This window comes from Zobellella maritima, assembly GCF_003075035.1.
Lineage (GTDB): Bacteria > Pseudomonadota > Gammaproteobacteria > Enterobacterales > Aeromonadaceae > Oceanimonas > Oceanimonas maritima.
On sequence record NZ_QCZE01000004.1, the window covers coordinates 19062 to 37835 of the forward strand.

21 protein-coding genes and 1 tRNA gene are annotated in these 18774 nt (G+C 60.1%); 6 read left to right on the forward strand and 16 right to left on the reverse strand.

Translation table 11 applies throughout. The features are described from left to right. Positions 1-11 precede the first annotated feature (11 nt). The 14 genes from phnM to DCS96_RS15440 all read right to left on the reverse strand — a co-directional run bounded on the left by phnM (position 12) and on the right by DCS96_RS15440 (position 13619). Positions 12-1148, reverse strand: coding sequence for an alpha-D-ribose 1-methylphosphonate 5-triphosphate diphosphatase (phnM, locus tag DCS96_RS15375; RefSeq protein WP_116475292.1), 1137 nt, complete (start codon positions 1146-1148; stop codon positions 12-14). A gap of 15 nt (positions 1149-1163) precedes the next feature. Then, the gene (gene phnL, locus DCS96_RS15380; RefSeq protein WP_116475293.1) at positions 1164-1877 is read right to left on the reverse strand and encodes a phosphonate C-P lyase system protein PhnL; all 714 of its coding nucleotides are present in this window, start codon (positions 1875-1877) and stop codon (positions 1164-1166) included. Positions 1878-2173: 296 nt separating this feature from the next. Next, positions 2174-3031 (reverse strand): phosphonate C-P lyase system protein PhnK, encoded by an 858-nt coding sequence (gene phnK / locus DCS96_RS15385; RefSeq protein WP_232818293.1) that lies wholly within the window; start codon positions 3029-3031, stop codon positions 2174-2176. Continuing rightward, positions 3028-3900: an alpha-D-ribose 1-methylphosphonate 5-phosphate C-P-lyase PhnJ gene (locus DCS96_RS15390; protein WP_269801919.1), complete on the reverse strand. Its 873-nt coding sequence runs from the start codon at positions 3898-3900 to the stop codon at positions 3028-3030. Before DCS96_RS15390 ends, phnK begins: the two co-directional genes overlap by 4 nt. Further along, positions 3897-4997, reverse strand: coding sequence for a carbon-phosphorus lyase complex subunit PhnI (locus tag DCS96_RS15395; RefSeq protein ID WP_116475294.1), 1101 nt, complete (start codon positions 4995-4997; stop codon positions 3897-3899). Before DCS96_RS15395 ends, DCS96_RS15390 begins: the two co-directional genes overlap by 4 nt. Positions 4998-4999: 2 nt before the next feature. After that, positions 5000-5596, reverse strand: coding sequence for a phosphonate C-P lyase system protein PhnH (gene phnH / locus DCS96_RS15400; protein WP_116475295.1), 597 nt, complete (start codon positions 5594-5596; stop codon positions 5000-5002). Next, entirely contained in the window at positions 5593-6039 is a 447-nt protein-coding gene (gene phnG, locus DCS96_RS15405; protein ID WP_116475296.1) for a phosphonate C-P lyase system protein PhnG, read from the reverse strand. The genes phnH and phnG overlap by 4 nt, the downstream gene beginning before the upstream one ends. Continuing rightward, positions 6040-6735, reverse strand: a complete 696-nt coding sequence (gene phnF / locus DCS96_RS15410; protein WP_116475297.1) for a phosphonate metabolism transcriptional regulator PhnF — start codon at positions 6733-6735, stop codon at positions 6040-6042. A 94-nt stretch (positions 6736-6829) separates the two neighbouring features. After that, positions 6830-7615 (reverse strand): phosphonate ABC transporter, permease protein PhnE, encoded by a 786-nt coding sequence (gene phnE / locus DCS96_RS15415; RefSeq protein WP_116475298.1) that lies wholly within the window; start codon positions 7613-7615, stop codon positions 6830-6832. A gap of 53 nt (positions 7616-7668) precedes the next feature. Then, positions 7669-8658, reverse strand: a complete 990-nt coding sequence (gene phnD / locus DCS96_RS15420; protein WP_116475299.1) for a phosphonate ABC transporter substrate-binding protein — start codon at positions 8656-8658, stop codon at positions 7669-7671. Then, positions 8655-9512, reverse strand: a complete 858-nt coding sequence (gene phnC, locus DCS96_RS15425) for a phosphonate ABC transporter ATP-binding protein (RefSeq protein ID WP_116475300.1) — start codon at positions 9510-9512, stop codon at positions 8655-8657. The genes phnD and phnC overlap by 4 nt, the downstream gene beginning before the upstream one ends. 324 nt (positions 9513-9836) lie before the next feature. Further along, on the reverse strand, positions 9837-11120 hold the full coding sequence (locus tag DCS96_RS15430; protein WP_116475301.1) for an FAD-dependent oxidoreductase: 1284 nt from the start codon (positions 11118-11120) through the stop codon (positions 9837-9839). Positions 11121-11252: 132 nt separating this feature from the next. Beyond that, on the reverse strand, positions 11253-12614 hold the full coding sequence (locus DCS96_RS15435; protein WP_116475302.1) for a Na+/H+ antiporter family protein: 1362 nt from the start codon (positions 12612-12614) through the stop codon (positions 11253-11255). A 228-nt stretch (positions 12615-12842) separates the two neighbouring features. Further along, entirely contained in the window at positions 12843-13619 is a 777-nt protein-coding gene (locus tag DCS96_RS15440; RefSeq protein ID WP_116475303.1) for a HalD/BesD family halogenase, read from the reverse strand. Positions 13620-13825: 206 nt separating this feature from the next. Between DCS96_RS15440 and DCS96_RS15445 the strand changes: the two genes are divergently transcribed. Further along, a complete protein-coding gene (locus DCS96_RS15445) occupies positions 13826-14743 on the forward strand; it encodes a LysR substrate-binding domain-containing protein (RefSeq protein ID WP_116475304.1) in 918 nt (305 codons plus the stop codon). A gap of 65 nt (positions 14744-14808) precedes the next feature. Here the strand turns inward: DCS96_RS15445 and DCS96_RS15450 are convergent. Continuing rightward, positions 14809-14885: transfer RNA gene (locus DCS96_RS15450), tRNA-Pro, on the reverse strand. Positions 14886-14948: 63 nt separating this feature from the next. Continuing rightward, positions 14949-15191, reverse strand: coding sequence for a 3-alpha domain-containing protein (locus tag DCS96_RS15455; protein WP_116475305.1), 243 nt, complete (start codon positions 15189-15191; stop codon positions 14949-14951). A gap of 46 nt (positions 15192-15237) precedes the next feature. Here DCS96_RS15455 and DCS96_RS15460 point away from each other — a divergent pair, with 46 nt between their 5' ends. The 5 genes from DCS96_RS15460 to DCS96_RS15480 all read left to right on the forward strand — a co-directional run bounded on the left by DCS96_RS15460 (position 15238) and on the right by DCS96_RS15480 (position 18739). Continuing rightward, the gene (locus DCS96_RS15460) at positions 15238-16230 is read left to right on the forward strand and encodes a 2-hydroxyacid dehydrogenase (RefSeq protein WP_116475306.1); all 993 of its coding nucleotides are present in this window, start codon (positions 15238-15240) and stop codon (positions 16228-16230) included. A 12-nt stretch (positions 16231-16242) separates the two neighbouring features. Continuing rightward, positions 16243-16653, forward strand: coding sequence for an META domain-containing protein (locus DCS96_RS15465; protein ID WP_116475307.1), 411 nt, complete (start codon positions 16243-16245; stop codon positions 16651-16653). Further along, entirely contained in the window at positions 16653-17087 is a 435-nt protein-coding gene (gene trxC / locus DCS96_RS15470; protein ID WP_116475308.1) for a thioredoxin TrxC, read from the forward strand. The genes DCS96_RS15465 and trxC overlap by 1 nt, the downstream gene beginning before the upstream one ends. Before the next feature lie 144 nt (positions 17088-17231). Next, the gene (locus DCS96_RS15475) at positions 17232-18218 is read left to right on the forward strand and encodes a glutathione S-transferase family protein (RefSeq protein ID WP_116475309.1); all 987 of its coding nucleotides are present in this window, start codon (positions 17232-17234) and stop codon (positions 18216-18218) included. A 101-nt stretch (positions 18219-18319) separates the two neighbouring features. Further along, the gene (locus DCS96_RS15480) at positions 18320-18739 is read left to right on the forward strand and encodes a CoA-binding protein (RefSeq protein WP_116475310.1); all 420 of its coding nucleotides are present in this window, start codon (positions 18320-18322) and stop codon (positions 18737-18739) included. Positions 18740-18774: the final 35 nt, after the last annotated feature.

Genomic DNA, 18774 nt, shown 5'->3' on the forward strand with positions numbered 1-18774 from the left:
TTTCTCCTGTATCAGTACGCCAGCTCGCCCCGGCACCAGACCCGATTTGGATAGATCTGCCCGTGATGCTGCCCAACCAGCACCAGATCGGCCCGCCGCCCTTCGGCCAGCACTCCCCTGTCATCCAGGCCCAGGGCCCGGGCCGGATTGCTGGTAGCCAGCCGTACCGCACCGGCCAGGTCCAGTGTATTGCGTTCGTCCTCGGCCAGCCGGAACACCGCATCGAGCAGGCTGCCCGGATAGTAATCGGACGACAGCACATCCAGTACCCCCAGCGCGGCCAGCTCATGGGCGGCCACATTACCGGAATGGGAGCCGCCCCGCACCACATTGGGCGCCCCCATCATCACCATCAGGCCATGCTGGTGGGAAGCGGTCGCCGCCTCGACTGTGGTCGGGAACTCGGCAATCACCATACCCAACTGGTGGGATTCCTGCACATGGGCCAGGGTGGCGTCATCGTGGCTGGCCAGGGAAACCCCCCGTTCCCGGCACTGGCGGGCGATTTCCGTCCGGTTAACCGCCGACCAACGAGCGGACAAGCTCAATTGACTCCTCTCGAATGCCTGCATCTGCTGATCATTGAGATGGTATTTACCCTGATAATACTCCCGGTACTTGATCATGTTAACGAACTGGCGCTGGCCGGGCGAATGGTCCATCAGCGACACCAGCCGGACCTCCGGCAGCGTCAGGTAATGCTCGAACAGCGGCACCGTGGTTTCATGAGGTAGCTCGCAGCGCAGGTGCAACAGGTGCTGGGCCCGGTTCAAGCCGCGTCGCTCGCTGTTCACCACCGTATGGATCATCTTGTCGAGGTTGTCCTGGCGGGTACCACCGTCCCGTTCGTCGCCGATGGCCACCGCATCCAGCACTGTGGTGATGCCCGAGGCCACTACCTGGGCATCATGGGCACGCATGGCGGCAAAGGGCGGCCAGCTAACCTTGGGCCGCGGAGTAAAATGCTTGTCCAGATTATCGGTATGCAGTTCCACCAAGCCGGGCAGCAGCCAACCACCGTCGCCGTCGATGGCGCCCGGTTGCCGGCTCGGGCTGTCGGCCAGGGCGCGGATCACCCCATCACTGACGTCTACCGAGCCGCGTATCACTTCATTTTCCAGTACCAGGTTCACATTGGTAATAATCATACTGAATGCTCCGTGTTAGCTCACTGCTTTCCGAGTAGTGTCAAGTTCCGGCTGTATCTCATAGAGATGGTCGGCCACCTGTTCGCGCACATCCTCGTCATGGAAGATGCCGACAATGGCCGCGCCCCGCGCCTTGGCCTCCCGGATAAGCTCAACCACCACGGCGCGGTTGGTCGCGTCCAGGGAGGCGGTCGGCTCGTCGAGCAGCAGTATCGGATAATTGGCGATAAAGCCCCGGGCGATATTCACCCGCTGCTGCTCGCCACCGGAAAAGGTCGCCGGCGCCAGCTGCCACAGGTGCTCCGGCACATTGAGCCGGGTCAGCAACACTTCGGCCCGAGCCCGGGCCTCGGGCCGTCCCCCGCCCTGCTCAATCATCGGCTGCATCACCACTTCCAGAGCACTGATTCGGGGGATCACCCGCAAGAACTGGCTAACCCAGCCGATGGTATGGCGGCGTACATTGACCAGGGTGCGCGGCGGCGCCTGGGTCATGTCCAGCCACCGGCCCTGATGCTGCACCTCGATCCGGCCGCTGTCGGTCAGGTAGTTGCCATAGAGGGTACGCAACAGGGTCGACTTGCCGGTACCGGACCGGCCATTCAGCACCACACATTCCCCCTGTTTGACGGCGAAGGATGCGCCGGACAACACCGGCAGCCGGATGCCATTCTGGTTGTGCAAGACGAAGGTCTTGCGTACGTTCGAAACTTTCAATGCGCAGGTCATTGGCGCTCCTAAATTATCAATTTAAATGCCGCAACATATCGGCCGGGAGTCAGGAACAAACGCAGACTCGCCATAAGTAAGGCCACCTGTGTTTTACGTCTGCTGCGAACATTCACTGGATGTTCGTTCAGCCGTAAAACTTGGTGCAGGCAGCAAGCTGCCCCATGAGGGCTCCGCTGCGCCACTGTCCGCCATGGATGGCGGAAATGCCGGTACGGCAGGAGCATTTTCCGGCCCTGGCACAGAGGGTCTGCTTATCTACTCCTGACGCTGATCCCATCTCCCGCACTGTTCATTCAGCTTTGCAATACGGAAGACACGAGTAACTGGGTATAGGGGTGCTGGGGGTCGTCCAGTACCTGATCGGTGAGTCCGGTTTCTACTACCCGGCTCTGCTTCATCACCATCAGCCGGTGGGCCAGCAGGCGGGCGACCGCCAAATCGTGGGTAACGATGATCACCGCCAGCCCCAGCTCGGACACCAGCCGGCGCAGCAGATCCAGCAACCGGGCCTGCACCGATACATCCAGCCCGCCGGTGGGCTCATCCATAAAGATCAGTTTGGGGTGGGTCACCAGGTTGCGGGCGATCTGCAGCCGCTGCTGCATACCGCCGGAGAAAGTCACCGGCATGTCGTCGATACGGTCGGCGGGAATTTCCACATCCTGCAGCCACTGCAGCGCCTGCTCGCGGATGTTGCCGTAATGCCGCTGGCCGACAGCCATCAGCCGCTCGCCGATGTTGCCGCCGGCCGATACCCGCGGCCGCAGGCCGTCGAGTGGGTGCTGATGTACCACCCCCCAGTCGGTGCGCAGCAGCTGACGCCGCTGACTTTCGGCCATCTGATACAGGCTGACCACCTGGGCCAACTGACTGTCGGCGTTGCCGCGCAGATACAGCACTTCACCCTCGTCCGGCGCCAGGCGTCCGGAAATCGCCTGCAGCAGGGTACTCTTGCCCGAGCCGGACTCGCCGACGATGCCCAGCACCTCGCCCGGATACAGATCGAAAGACACCTCGGCAAAGCCCTTGCCCGGGGCATAGAGCTTGGTCAGGTTCTGCACCGACAGCAGGGGCTGCTCCTGGATATTAATGGTCATTGCTTGCTGAGCCTCCATAACGTCTCCGGCGCGGGACAACACTTGCTGGTTCATGCCTGTTTCTCCTGCTGCTGGCGGCAATAATCGGTATCGGAGCAAATAAAGACCCGGCTGCCCTGATCGTCGGTCACCACCTCGTCGAGGAAACTGTCGGTGGATCCGCAGATATCGCAGGGCTCGTCCCATTGCTGAACTTCGAAGGGATGGTCCTCGAAGTCGAGGCTCTGCACCCGGGTATAGGGGGGGATGGCATAGATGCGCTTTTCCCGACCAGCACCGAACAGCTGCAGCGCCGGCATCATGTCCATCTTGGGGTTGTCGAACTTGGGGATTGGCGAGGGGTCCATGATATAGCGATCATTGACCCGCACCGGATAGGCATAGGCGGTGGCGATATGGCCATAGCGGGCGATATCTTCGTAGAGCTTGACGTGCATGATGCCGTACTCTTCCAGGGCGTGCATCTTGCGAGTCTCGGTTTCCCGCGGTTCGATAAAGCGCAGCGGCTCGGGGATCGGCACCTGATAGACCAGTATCTGGCCTGCCTGCAACGCCGTTTCCGGAATGCGATGACGGGTCTGGATCAGGGTCGCGTCCGTGGTCACTTCGGTGGTATCAACCTCGGCGACCTGCTGGAAAAAAGCACGGATGGACACCGCATTGGTGGTGTCGTCTGCACCCTGGTCGATCACCTTGAGGATATCGTCGCGACCGATCACCGCTGCGGTCAACTGCACCCCGCCGGTACCCCAGCCATAGGGCATGGGCATTTCCCGGCCGCCGAACGGCACCTGATAGCCGGGGATAGCCACCGCCTTGAGCAGCGCCCGGCGGATCATGCGTTTGGTCTGTTCATCCAGGTAGGCATAGTTATAGCCGTGATTATTGTTACCGGCCTGGGTTATCGTCTGGCTGCTCATCATGCCTGCTCCCCCGCTTGGCTGGCCTCTGGGCCATGCTCTTGTTCATATTCCCGGCGCATCTTGCGCAACAGTTCCAGTTCGGCCTGAAAATCCACGTAGTGGGGCAGCTTCAGGTGCGATACAAAGCCGGATGCTTCCACGTTATCCGCGTGGGCCAGCACAAATTCCTCGTCCTGGGCCGGCCCGGCCACCTGCTCCTGGTATTCCTCGGCCTGCAGCGCCCGGTCCACCAATGCCATCGACATCGCCTTGCGTTCGCCGAAGCCGAAGGTCAGGCCATACCCGCGGGTAAAGGCCGGTTTCTGCTGCTTGCCACCGACAAAGCCGTTGATCATCTGGCATTCGGTCAGTTCGATATCACCGATCTCGATGGCAAAGCCCAGATCCTCCGGCACCAGCTCCAGGGTCACCTCACCGGAGCGGATCTCGCCGGCAAAGGGATGATTGCGGCCATAACCGCGCTGGGTCGAATAGCCCAGGGCCAGCAGAAAACCTTCGTCACCGCGGACCAGCTGCTGCAACCGTGCAGAGCGGTCACAGGGATAGGTCACCGGCGCTATGGTCACATCGGCCGGCGCCTGCCCGTTGTCGGACTCGGCGACCATCAGCTCCAGCTGCTCGAGGATACCCGACACCTGGGGACAGGCCTGTGGCTCGGCGGCGACCGGCTCGGGCCCCGGGTATTCGCCCTCGGCCAACAGGGCAAAATCCAGCAACCGGTGGGTGTAGTCATAGGTTGGCCCCAGCACCTGGCCGCCGGGCAGATCCTTGTAGGTCGCCGAGATGCGGCGCGCGATGCGCATGCGGGCGGTGTCGACCGGCTCGGTAACCGCCAGCCGCGGCAGCGTGGTGCGGTAGGCCCGCAACAGGAAGATTGCCTCGACCAGATCGCCGCCGGCCTGCTTGACCGCCAGCGCCGCCAGCTCCTTGTCGTACACCCCTCCTTCGGTCATCACCCTGTCCACCGCACCGGCCAGCTGCTCCTCCACCTGGCCCACGCTGATCTCGGGCCGGGCGGTATTGCCGCGACGCTTCTTCGCTTGCAGCCTGTGCGCTGCGGCAATGGCCTTTTCGCCTCCTTTTACTGCTACATACATGTTTACACCTCCACTCGGGTGGAACGCGGAATGGCGACCAGCTCGCGGCCGCATACCAGCATCAGATCAATACCCAGCGGAAAAGCGACTTCCCGCTCGTTCAGGTAGCGCACCAGCGCTTCCGGCAGTTGCCCGAGCCGGACCCGGCGCACCTCCGGAATGCCCGGGCCCGACAGGCTGAGCTCCACCCCCTGCGCCAGGGAGTCGGTCTCGATGAGCAGGGTGGCGCCCTTATCCGGATATTCCTCGCAGCCCACCGGCAAGTCCTGCAACAGGGCTTCACAGCAGGCCAAATCGGCCTGAGACAACACCGCAAAGTCGGCGTCCGATGCCCGCTCGACCAGCGGTGCAGCCACATGGAAGCGCAGGTTGTCGAGTACCGCCTGATCCCGGTTCAGGGTCGGCGACAGCCAGACCCGGGTGCCGCTGTCCGCAAGGGTCAACAGGGCCTGCGTGCAGCCGGCGCTCAGGCTGCCGAAATTGCCGGCCCGGTCCAGCTCGACCCGGGTACCCGGCTCGGACATGGCGGTTAGCAATCGCCGGAAACAGATCTGGCTGTCGTGGGTCGCATTCGCAAATGCCGTGGTGATCATGGTCATTCGTCTTCTCCCCGTACCATGGTAAAAAAGTCCACCTTGCTGGCCGCCACTTCCCGGCGGTAGCATTCTTCCTGCTCCGCCTTGATGGCGGCCAGTGGCGTAATCAGCTCCTTGTTCAACACCTCATAACAGTTCTTGGTCTGCATCAGGGCATCGATCAGCGCCGCCAGTTCCGCATGGGGCTTATTGCGGCCACGCAGGTAGCTGTAGCCCAGCTCACCGCCGGCCAGCTTGACCACGGCCCGGGTGATGGTGACATCGCCGAGATTGAAGGGCCGGCCGGTGGCGCCCATCCGCGCCCTGACCTGGGCCAGGCCGATTTCCGGCGCCCGGATCAACTGGTAATCCGGTGCCAATTGCAGGGCCTGCCAGCGGGCCTGCAGATCGAAAAACGATGACCGGGCCAGTACCGACATCCATTGCTTGCGTTGTGGTGTATTCATTCAGTGCTCCACGACATATTCAATTAAATCGGAACGGGACGAGCTCTCGGAGAATTCCGCCACCTGCTCCGTATCCTTGATCTGGTTCTTGGTCTTTATTCGCATCACGGGGACCGACTTGTTTATTTGCAACAGGCGACACTCTTCATTTGATGGTGCCCTGGCACTTAACCTTGTCGACTTTCTTTTCAAATCCACATCGAGTGTTTGCTTTAAAAACGTGTGCAGCGATCCCTGCTGAAAATGCTTTAGTACCGGCCACCATTCCGGATTACTCAAATAATGATTAATCACACAGCGAGGAATACTTTCCGTTTTCCGCAAGGTTTGTATGTGAATAATCTTCTGCTCTTGCTCAACCCCCAATTCCTCAGCCAGCCGGGCGGACACGGCTATCAGCCGGGACTTGATCACCTGGCTGCTGGGCAAGGAGCCCTGCTCCAGCAGATTGCCGGTGAAATGGGCGCCATCATGCAGTTTGTAGATATGCGGCTGACGCAACACCATGTTGCCCTTGCCCTGATGACGCTGTATCAGACCATTGGCCACCAGCTCATCGATAGCCCGTCGCACCGTGTGACGATTGACCTGGAAGCGTTCGGCCAGCTGCATTTCCGGCGGTAAATAGTCACCTGGTTTGAAATACTGCTTGATATCCGTTTCCAGTTGCCGACTGATATCCTGATATACCCGCATGTCCATTCCTCTGACTTTTTTCGCTGATTAATTGAATGGCATTGGAACCAATTAATTTATGCGCTTGTTGTCTAGACAAGTTCTATTAAATAAATCAGATATATTTCTTGCGAATAAACTGCGAGGCAAAGTCGAGCAGACTCACTGTCACTATCACCACCAGCATGATGGCCGCCGTCTGCTCAAACTGGAAACTGCGGATGGCTTCCCACAGCAGCACCCCGACACCGCCGGCTCCCACCATGCCGACGACCGTGGCGGAGCGGACATTGGACTCGAAGCGGTAGAGCGAATAGGAAATCCACAGGGGGATGACCTGAGGCAACACACCGTAGAGAATTTCCTCCAGCTTGCTGGCCCCGGTGGCCCTTACCCCCTCGATGGGGCCCGGCTCTATGGCTTCAACCGCCTCGGAAAACAGCTTGGACAGCACACCCGTGGTATGCACGAACAGCGCCAGCACCCCGGCAAAGGGTCCCAGGCCGACCGCCACCACAAACAGCATGGCAAACACCATCTCGTTGATGGCCCGGGCCGCATCCATCAGCCGGCGCATCGGCTGGCATACCCACTGGGGAAACAGGTTTTCGGCGCACAGCAGGCCGAACGGAATCGACAATACTATCGCCAGCAGGGTACCCCACAAGGCAACCTGCAGGGTGACCAGGGTCTCTTTCAAGTAAAGCTGCCAGTGGGTAAAGTCGGGCGGGAAAAAGTCCGCGGCCAACTCAGCCATGTTGTCGGCATCCTGCACCAGCACCATGGGATTCATTTCCGCGCCCTGCCAGGCCCAGGCCAGCACCAGGGCCAGCAGCAGCCACTTGAACGATTGTCCCAGACGCAGGCCAGGGCGGGGGGGCGTCACTATGTCAGTATTCATCTTCACAGTCTCCGATAAACGTGAGGGGCCAATACCGCCGGCCCCTCACGGTATTAGTTGGTCATCGCCGACAGGGCGGACATCTGACGGTTCAACGCCGCCAGCTGCACCTTCACCCGGGCGATATCACCGGCGTCTGCCTGGTTGCTTTCCAGCTCTTTCAGATCCTTGAACAGCTGCAGCTGTCGAATGGGCAGCAGCTGCAGATCGCTGGAGGGCTTGAAGGAGGCCCACTGCAGCGCGGCCAGGATGTCCTGCTGTTGCGGATCACCGGAGCGGCCATAGTCCATAAAGAAACCGTAGACCGCCTGCTTGGTGGCTTCCGGCAGGTTTTTGCGCCAGACGATGGGATCGGCCGGGATTAAGGGAGATTTCCACAACACCTTGATGTTCTTTACCTTTTCCGGGCTGTGCTGGGCAAAGCGTTCCAGGCTTTCGGTATTGTTGGTCGCCACGTCCACCTGCTTGTTCAGCACCGCGAACACATTGACCTCGTGGCTGGAGTTGAGGGTGCGCTTGAATTCCTGGGGGGATACCTGGTTCTGGGCAAACACATAATAGGAAGGCACCAGGAAGCCGGAGGTAGAGTTGGGGTCGCCGTTGCCGAACACCAGCTCCTTACGCTGTGCCAGCACATCCTCAACGGTGTTGAGCGGGCTGTCCTGGTGGGCGATCAACAGGCTCCAGTAACCGGGCTGGCCGTCGGCGCGGACCGTCTGGGCAAAGATTTCACCGCCTGCCCGGTCTACCGCCTCCATCGCCGATTTGTTGCCCAGCCAGGCGATATCGACCTTGTCGAAACGCATCCCCTGGATGATGCCGGCGTAATCCGGGGCGAAGAAGGCTTCCACTTCCACGCCCAGCTGCTTTTCCATATCGGCCAGGAAGGGCTCCCAGCTCTGTTTGAGATTTTGCTGGGATTCGGTGGAGATAATGCCGAAATTGATGGTCGACAGGGGGGCATCGTCCGCCAGAACCGGCGTCGACACTGCGGCGGCCAGCAGGGTCGCGCCACCCACGAGTTTTTTCAATGCATGCATCATGACAGTTGTCCTTGAATTGAACCGGATACGAAGGAAGGTGTAGCCAGCAGCGGTTTGCTTGCAGGCCCTGAAACAGTCGGTGTGGTCTTCGTCGAAGGTGACTTGGTATAGAGTGCCGCCAGTGCCTGCTCGGTAATGGCGCCGGAGGCCCCCTGATAGAAGATTTCCCCTTCCCGCAGGGCGACCAGCTGCTGGCAGTACTTGAGTGCGTAGTCGACCTGATGCAGGGTCACCACCACGGGGATGCCTTCCTGCTGGTTGATATCCCTGAGCAGCTCCATCACGGTGCGCGCCGATTCGGGATCGAGCGAGGCGATGGGTTCGTCGGCAAAAATAATGCTCGCCTTCTGCATCAGCGAGCGGGCGATGGCCACCCGTTGCTGCTGACCGCCGGACAGGGTAGAAACCCGCTGTTCGGCAAAAGCCGCCATGCCGACCCGCTCCAACGCGGCCATCGCCTGTAGTCGCTGGGCCTGGGTAAAGCATCCGGTCAGGGTCCGCCACTTGGCGGTGACGCCCAGGGCGCCGATCAACACATTGGTCAGTACGCTCAAGCGGTTGACCAAATTGAATTGCTGGAAGATATAGCCGGCCTGAGCCCGGCAGCGGCGCACCTGCGGCGACGCCTTGCCCCGGGATTGCACCAGCTGACCCATAACCCGTATTTCGGTCGTTGCCTGATGATCGGAAAACACCAACCCGCTCAGGTGACGCAGCAGGGTGGACTTGCCCGAGCCGGACGGACCCAGCAGCGCAGTCATTCCCGAATGGGAAATATCCAGGCTGACCTCTTTCAGCGCCTTCTTGTTATCAAAGGTCTTGCTCAGACTCTTGACTTCAATGATCTTGTTCATTGCCAGCAGCCTCACGTTAGATTCGTGAGCCATCCTGCTGGCAGCAGATGACAGTTTTATTGAGAAACTGTGTCAGCCAGATGTACGACGAGTACTGTTGCAGTATCAGATCTATCTGTAAGCTGTTGTTAATAAGGTAGTTAAAGGCACCTACGAGCCAGAGACAACAACTTGTATAGACAAGACTTTCAAGAAAGCTTCATCTTTCAGTGATGGCTCCTGAGGCTGCCACATCCTGAACTGAGGCAAGGTGCCGGTAACCAGACCTGCTGTACCATGGAAGGTGGATCGCGCGTCGGTGCGCGGCTTTACCTCTGAGCGCAGCTATTTAAAGCGGACCGAATTCAGCCCCTGTTCTTGCGGGGTGAACCCGGCAGAAGCCACCGGCAAGGGCTGCCCGCCGATCTGGGCGGCCAACAATGACGCCGAGCCCATCGCCAGGGTCCAGCCCAGCATGCCGTGGCCCAGGTTGAAATAGAGGTTATCGGCGCCGGCCCGGCCGATGATCGGCAGGCTGTCGGGAGTCACCGGCCGTAGCCCCGCCCAGCCATGCAGCGGCTCATCATAGCGGCCGGCCTCGGGGAGACGCCGTCGGCACAGTTCAAGCAGGTAGCCGATCCGCTTCGGCGATGGCCGGGTATCGAAGCCGACCAGATCCGCCCCGCCCGCCACCCGTAGCCGCTCCCCCAGGCGGGTGAACACCACCCGACCGGACACATCGCTGACGCTCACCTCCGGCGCCCGGGCGGTCGCCGGTACCGTCAGGCTGTGTCCCTTGACTGGATAGATGGGTAGGTGCAGCCCCAATTCCCGGACCAGAGCCTGTCCTCCCGCGCCGGTGGCCAGCACATAGGCATCGGCCTCCACCCTGCCAGCCGGGGTTGCCAGGGCTTCGATATGCCGCTTGCGGATGAGCAATCGCAGCACCCGGGTCCGGTAACGCTCCTCCAGCCGATCCGTCTCACGCATCAACGCCAGCAGCCCCTCGGCAAAGGCAGGAGCATCGCCCACTTCGTCCCGGGGGGCATAGACGCCCCCCACCCAGTCGCCCCGCCACTGGCTTAAGAGCGGCTCCAGGGCCAGGCAGGCTGCTCGGTCGAGCAGTTGCAGCCGACATCCCCACCGGCCCTTGTGCTCGATATGCCGAGCCGCCCGCGCCAGGTCTGCCGCCCTCTCGTAGATCTGCAACCTGCCGGTGCAACGATGGTGAAAGCTCAGCGGATGGACCCGCAGCAAGGCATGCAACTGCTCCCGAGAATGCAAGGCGAGTCGGGCAAGGTAATGGCTGTTGTGGCTCTCACTCCCGGCTCGGCCCTGCATCAGGAAACGAGCCCCCCAGGACAGCCAGCCGGGGGACTGCCGCCAGTCCAGCCGGAAGGCGGGCTCCCGCCCCAGCAAGATGGCGGGCAGCTTACGCAGCAGGGCAGGAGAGGCCATAGCATCGGCGTTGTCAAAGCTGAGCTGGGCGGCGTTGGCGAAGCTGGTTCCCTTCATGGGTTCATCGGAGTCGAGCAGCACCACCCTGAATCCCGCCTGCACCAGCATATAGGCGCTGGTAACGCCGATAATGCCGGCACCGATCACCGCGACCGTACTGCCCTTGTCCATCCTCAGCCTCCGAATGCCGACACGCGACCATCGCCGTCACACCGGCCGGTGATCCCCTGTTCTCTGACAGAAGCTTAGCCATAAAAAACGCCAGTCGGCCTGGCCGACTGGCGTTATGAACATCGGAGACGGTTACAGCACCTGAGCCGCTATCCAGCCAAACAGGATCAACGGTATGTTGTAATGCATGGAGGTGGGGATCACCGAGTCACGGATATGGTCATGCTGACCATCCACGTTCAGGCCGGCGGTAGGCCCCAGGGTGGAGTCCGATGCGGGTGAACCCGCATCGCCCAGGGCGCCGGCAGTACCGACCAGGGCGATGGTCGCCATGGGAGAGAACCCGAAATGCATCGCCATCGGCACGAAGATGGCTGCGATAATAGGCACGGTAGAAAAGGACGAGCCGATACCCATGGTAATAAATAACCCCACCAGCAACATCACCAGGGCGGCCATGGCCGGACTGTTGCCAATCAGTGTCCCTGCTCCGGCCACCAGTTCGGGGATGGCACCGGTCGCCTTCATCACCCCGGCAAAGCCGGCGGCGGCAATCATCACGAAACCGATAAAGGCCATCAACCTCATGCCCTGGGTGAACACATCGTCCTGATCTTTCCATTTGAATAGGCCGTTCATCGACAGCAGGGTAAAGCCCAGCAGACCCCCCAGCACCATGGAGCCTGTCACCACCTGCACTAGCAGGGCCCCGCCTACCGCTACACCGAGTACGCACAGCTGCAAGAATGACAGGCGACGAGGCGCGGCTTCTTCCTGCTCGCTATTCGCACCGGCAATCGGCTGAGAATATTCAACATGCTGATAGTCGCGGGGCTTGCGATAGCTGAAGAACACCGCGACCAGCAGGCCGACAATCATGCCCAGGGCCGGGATCAGCATGGCCTTGGGCGCCATGTCGTTGGTGACCGCAACCCCTAAGCTGGCACCGGCTTCGTTGACATTCTGAGTAAGAATGTCGTTAAGGAAGATGGCCCCAAATCCGACCGGCGCAATCATGTAGGGGATGACGATGCTGAAGGTCAGCACACAGGCGATGATACGCCTATCCAGTTTCATCATGTTCATCAGCCCCAGCAAGGGCGGGATCAGCATGGGGATAAAGGCGATGTGAATGGGCACTATGGTATCGGCGGAGAACCCGATCACCACCAGGGCCGTATAGATGCCCCATTTGACATATTTCAACCGGGTCGCATCCCGGCTGGCACCGATCAATTCCAGGGTTTTACCAGCAATCACATCGGCGATACCGGTGCGCGACAGCGCCACCGCGAAGGCCCCCAGGGTAGCCGATGCCAGCGCCACCACAGCACCACTACCCAGACCACCGTTAAAGGCTGCCGTGATGTCGGCAATCGACATACCCGCATACAGGCCGCCGATCACCGCCGATGCCACCAGGGCGATGACCACCGGCACCCGGATCAGGCTAAGCACGATCATCATCAGTACAGCAAGCACAATAGTATTCATAGACACCTCCATGTCGTTGTAATCACAACAGTTTCCGGCACCCGCCCGGGAACCAAAGTCGGCGTCAGGGCCGCAGGCATGGCTTACGCCAACGGCTCCGCCGAACCGGATATCACTCATCAACACCAAGCAAGATTGAACTGCCGATCCGCCATCGCAAGACTATGTGGCTTGATGCAAGGTCGGCTCAGCTTGCCAACCGCTCCCAGCCACTACCACCAATCCGGCTTACAGCCGGCCATAGAAGGTCATGCGGGCCGTTTCCGACAGGGCGACGTTGGGCTGGTTGTTGTAGGCCAGCACCACCAGCATGCGGGTCACCTTCCCCTCGGTCGGGGTCACCCGATGAATAGCGTTGCGGCCACGGAACAGCACCAGGGCACCCGGCTCCATGCTCAGCTGCTTGACCTCAAACTCGCCCCTGAGTACTCGGTCCACCGCTTCGTAGTTCATCTCACCCCGATCCGCGTCGCGCATGTTTTCCACATACTCAAACACACCGCCGCCGGCGGGCTTCTGGATAAGCAGGGTGATGGCGAAGGAAGAGTTATCGAAGTGCCAGCCCAGCTCCTGCCCTTCACCGGCATAGTGCAGGTTAATTGAAGACAGCCGATCAGCGTATTCATAGAGGGTTTCTGCCAGTACATCGCCCAGGAAATCACGGAACGCCTCGGCGTTGTACATGATGCGCAGGGGAGAATCCACACCGATAAGGTCATCGGTAATGCACCCCTTGGATGAGGTCACTTTCCGGTTGCGTGGGTGATCCTCTCCGAAGGCGGGATCCGGCTCCGCCAGGTAGACGTTATGCTGATTGGCGGTGTAGTAGGCCAGGTGTTGCTTTGCCAGCCCCTCCTGCTTCACCCGCTCCACCGCCTCGGGCTTCATAAAGCCCGGCAACACCAGGGCGCCGGTACGGGCCAGGGTGTTTCGGCATTCGGCGCGAAAGTCCGGATCATCGATGGGGTAGGCAGATAAGTCGAGGATAGGGTTCAGCTTGCTCATGGTATAGCTCCGATTAGGTCAGTATGTTTCAGCCCATTTACCTTATAAAACCCCGCCGAACGGCAATAGCGATATAACGTTAATGATGTGTTAACAAACTCTAACCCTTCTCTCTGCCCGAACCGGCTTGACCCGACCGCCGCCGCGCCACATGATCGGACCACCGGCCTGCTCGGGCCGGATAGTCATGTCGCGAGAGAGTATCCATGGAGCAGGCCAATCACCGCCGTTTACCCAAGCTAAGCAACATACTGGCCTTTGAAACCGCCGCCAAGACCGGCAGCCTGGCCAGCGCAGCCGATACCCTGTGCCTCACACCGGCGGCGGTCAGCCAGCAAATCCGCCAGCTGGAAGAACACCTGGGGGTCAAGCTGTTCATTCGCTCCAAAACCGGCGTCGAGCTGACCGAACCGGGGATCAGCTACCTGGCCTTTACCCAGGAAGCCTTCGAAACCCTGCGCGTGGCCCAGCAGAATATGGCGCAATATCAGGGAGACCATACCCTGACCATCACCGCCCTGCCCGCCCTGGCATCCCGCTGGCTGATGCCCCGCCTGTATTCCTGGATGGATCTGTACCCGGAAGTCGATCTGCGCATCCAGGCTACCCACAGCCTGACTGACTTCAATACCACTCCCACCGACTTTTACCTCTCGTTCGGAGATGAACAGTATCCAGAACAGGAAAAAATAGCGCTGTTTCGCGATGCGGTCGTCCCGGTCTGCAGCCCGGCCCTGCTCAGGACGGCTGCTCCCCTGACCAATCCCGAGCAACTGCTCGATTACCCCATGATCCACGTGGACTGGGGCCGTGACGGACGCTTCCTGCCGGACTGGAACGAATGGCTGCTGGCGGCCAACATCACCTCGAGGCCACCCACCCCGGGCCCCTCGTTCAACCTGTCGGCGATGGCGATAGACGCCGCCGTCGCGGGTCGGGGAATCTTGCTGGGGCAGCAAGCCCTGATCCGCGAAGAACTGCAGCAAGGCAAACTGGTCGCCTTGTCGCCGCTGGCGTTGCCACTCAATAAAGCGTATTTCCTGATTTTTCCCAAACGTATCCTGAATAAACCCAGGGCCAGGGAATTAGTGGCGTGGTTGCGCAACCAGGCTGAGGCGGATTGAAACGGCAAGACAGGAAAGCAGAAAAACAAAAAGCCCCGCATTGCTGCGGGGCTTTTTGTTGAGTCTGGTCGGCATGAGAGGATTCGAACCTCCGACCCCTTCGTCCCGAACGAAGTGCGCTACCAAGCTGCGCTACATGCCGTAATGGGCCGTGAATTTACATAAATGGCGCCGGCCTTGCAAGTGCTTTTTGTAAAAGAACCTACTACCGCCTGGGGCCCAGCAACGGCTGGCTCCAGTCGTCCACCCGCCCCTTGGTCAAATATTCCGCAGCCTTTGCCCGCCAACCAGACGCCAGCGTCGGCAAACCGGCCAGTTCGTGCAGGCCATCGGCGTCAAAGCCATGGTTGAATACAATATCCGCCGGATGCCTCCACTGGCAAAACAATTCCGACGCATGACTTCCGGATCTGGCCGGAACAGGCACACCGCCTTGAAAATGCAACATAAAGACACCATATTTCAGTGACCAGCAACAGCGAGCAGAGAGCCCTATGAAGGTCGCCTTTTTCAGCAACCGGCCCTATATGCAACAGGCCTTTCTCGACGCCAACGCCGCCTTTGATTTTGATATCACCTATTTCGATGTGCGCCTCGAGCCGCACACCGCCAGGCTGGGGCAAGGTTTCGACGCCGTCTGCGCCTTCGTCAACGACAAGCTGAATGCCGAGGTGATCAGCATCCTGGCCCAGGGTGGGGTCAGGATTATCGCCCTGCGTTGTGCCGGCTACAACAATGTGGACCTGGAAGCCGCCCGCCTGGCCGGCATCACCGTGGTCCGGGTCCCGGCCTATTCACCGGAAGCGGTCGCCGAGCACACGGTCGGGCTGATGCTTGCCCTCAACCGCCATATTCACAAGGCCTACCAACGCACCCGGGACGCCAACTTTTCCCTCGATGGCCTGGTCGGCTTCAATATGCACGGCAAGACCGCCGGCATTATCGGTGCCGGCAGGATAGGCCTCGCCACCCTGCGCATCCTTCATGGCCTGGGTATGAAACTGCTGGTGCACGACCCGGTGGAGCGCCCGGAAGTCCTGGCCCTGGGCGCCCGCTATGTGTCCCTGGAACAACTGTTTCAGGAAGCCGATGTGATCAGCCTGCACTGCCCGCTGGCACAGGACGACTATCACCTGTTGAACCGCAGCACCTTTGCCCGAATGAAAGACGGTGTGATGATCATCAATACCAGCCGGGGTGGCCTGGTCAATGCCCGAGATGCCATCGAAGCCATCAACAGCGGCAAGATCGGAGCCCTGGGTCTGGATGTCTATGAAGAGGAAGAAGAGCTGTTCTTCGCCGATAAATCCAATGAAATCATTCGCGACGACACCTTCCACCTGCTGTCGGCCTATCCCAATGTGATCCTGACCGGTCATCAGGCTTTCCTGACCCGCGAAGCGCTTGCCGCCATCGCCCATACCACCCTGGAGAATTTGCAGCAGCTGGCAGAGGGCCAGGATTGCACCAATAAAATCAATCAATAAGAGGTATTCCCCATGAAAGCGATATTCACCGCTGCCGGCGCCCTGTTGCTCACAGCCTGTAGCGGCGGCCTGGATGTGGTCGAGTCGGATCTGCAGCACCATCACTGGCAGCTGACCGCCATCAACGGCGAGGCCGTGGATCCGGAGATCGAATCGGATCTGGAAATTGGCGAACATTTCACCATCAATGGCAAGGCCGGCTGCAATCGTTTCTTCGGCAGCGCCACCCTGGAGCTGAACCGCCTGAAGGCCGAGCCGCTGGCTTCCACCCAGATGGCCTGCCTGCCCGCCGTCCAGCAGGTGGAAACCGCGGTATTAACCACCCTGACCAAAGGCGCCACCATCAAGCACGACGGCAAACAGCTGGAGCTGGCCGGTGAACAATATACCCTGAGCTACCAACTGGCTGACTGGATGCAATGATGAATGAACATTTCCTGATCTGTCCGGCCTGCCAGGCCAAGAACCGGATTCCCGGTGAACGTCTGCAACAGTCGCCCAAATGCGGCAAATGCAAGACCTCCCTGCTACCGACCACACCGCTGGAGCTGGACAGCGGCCAGCTGGATCGATTGCTGGCCAACGAAACCCTGCCCCTGGTGGTCGACTTCTGGGCGCCCTGGTGTGGCCCCTGCCAGAGCATGGCGCCGGTGTTTTCAGCCGCCGCCGGCGAGGTTGCCGGTCAATTGCGGCTGGCCAAGCTGGACACCGAAGCCCATCAGGCCGCGGCCTCACGCTTTGGCATTCGCTCCATCCCGACCCTGATCGCCTTCAAACAGGGCAGGGAAATTGCCCGCCAATCCGGTGCTCTCTCCGCCGGACAGCTCAAACAGTGGCTGCAGAGCCTGCCGCTGTAAGCAAAACAGATGGCAGCCCGCAGCCGTGATGCCTGCCATCTCATTCATATTTTTTGACCGAGTTCGGCTAATTTCTCCGCTGGGATCCACCGGCCGCTTTGCCCACAATGACCTTAACGCACATGAATTACCGAGGAGCAGAACATGGGTAAACTGGTTGAGGGCGTCTGGCATGATGTCTGGTACGACACGAAAGAAAATCAGGGCCGTTTTGAGCGCAGCAAGAGTCAGTTTCGCAACTGGGTGACCAGAGATGGCAAAGCGGGCCCCACCGACGAAGCAGGCTTTGCTGCCGAGCCTGACCGCTATCACCTGTATGTCTCGCTGGCCTGTCCCTGGGCGCACCGCACCCTGATGATACGTGCGCTCAAGGGGCTGGAAAACATAATAGAGGTCTCCGTGGTCAACCCGCTGATGGGCGAACACGGCTGGACATTCGACACCGATTTCGAGGCCGCCACCGGCGATGCTCTTTACGGACTCGACTACCTGTACCAGCTCTACCTGAAGGCTGATCCCCATTATTCGGGTCGGGTGACGGTGCCGGTGCTGTGGGACAAACAGCGCCAGACCATCGTCAGCAATGAATCCGCCGACATCATCCGCATGCTGAACAACGCCTTCGATCACCTCGGAGCCAGGGCCGGTGACTACTATCCGGAGGCACTGCGTTCCCAGATAGACACCATCAATGCCGAGGTGTACGACACCATCAACAACGGCGTCTACAAGGCGGGCTTTGCCACCAGCCAGCCCGCCTACGACGAGGCGGTACGGGCCCTGTTCACCGGACTGGACTGGCTGGAGCAGAAGCTGGACAGACAGCGTTACCTGGTCGGCAACAAATTCACCGAGGCCGATATCCGGCTGTGGACCACGCTGGCCCGGTTCGATGCGGTCTATCACACTCATTTCAAGTGTGATCTTCGCAAGATAGCCGAATATCCCAACCTGTATGCTTACTTACGCGACATCTACCAGCTGCCGGGCATTTCCGACACCCTCAATATGGCCCATATCCGCCATCATTACTTCCGCAGCCATCCGACCATCAATCCCCATGGTATCGTCTCTATCGGGCCCGCTCAGAACTGGCTTGAGGCCCATGACAGGGACACCCGCCCCTACTGATCCCGGGGAGGTGAACATATCCGCAGAAATTGAGTCGGCGGCCATGGATTAGCGGGCGGGCAAGCTGGTATAAAGAGGTTTTTCTTCGTGTGGAATGCATGATGGACAAACTCGAACAAAGCCGCTTGAAACGCATCTTGACCCAAACACGCAGCATCGCCCTGGTGGGCGCCTCCAACCGGCCTGAGCGAGCCAGCTATCAGGTGATGGCATATCTGCTGCAACACGGCTACCAGGTGTATCCGGTCAACCCCCAGCTGGCGGGCGCCATTATCCTCGGCCAGACCTGCGTCGCCGGCCTGGAAGACCTGGATCAACCGGTACAACTGGTGAATGTGTTCCGTCGCGGCGAGTTTGCCTCGGATATCGCCCTGGAGGCCATCGAACATGAAGCCCAGTGTCTATGGCTGCAGGAAGGTATCCGTAACGCCGATGCAGCCGAGTCCGCAGCCGAAGCCGAACTGGAATATGTGGAAGATCTCTGTATCAAGACGGTGCACCGGCAACTGTGCGGTGGTTAGCAATAATAAAAGAGGGGCTTGCGCCCCTCTATTAT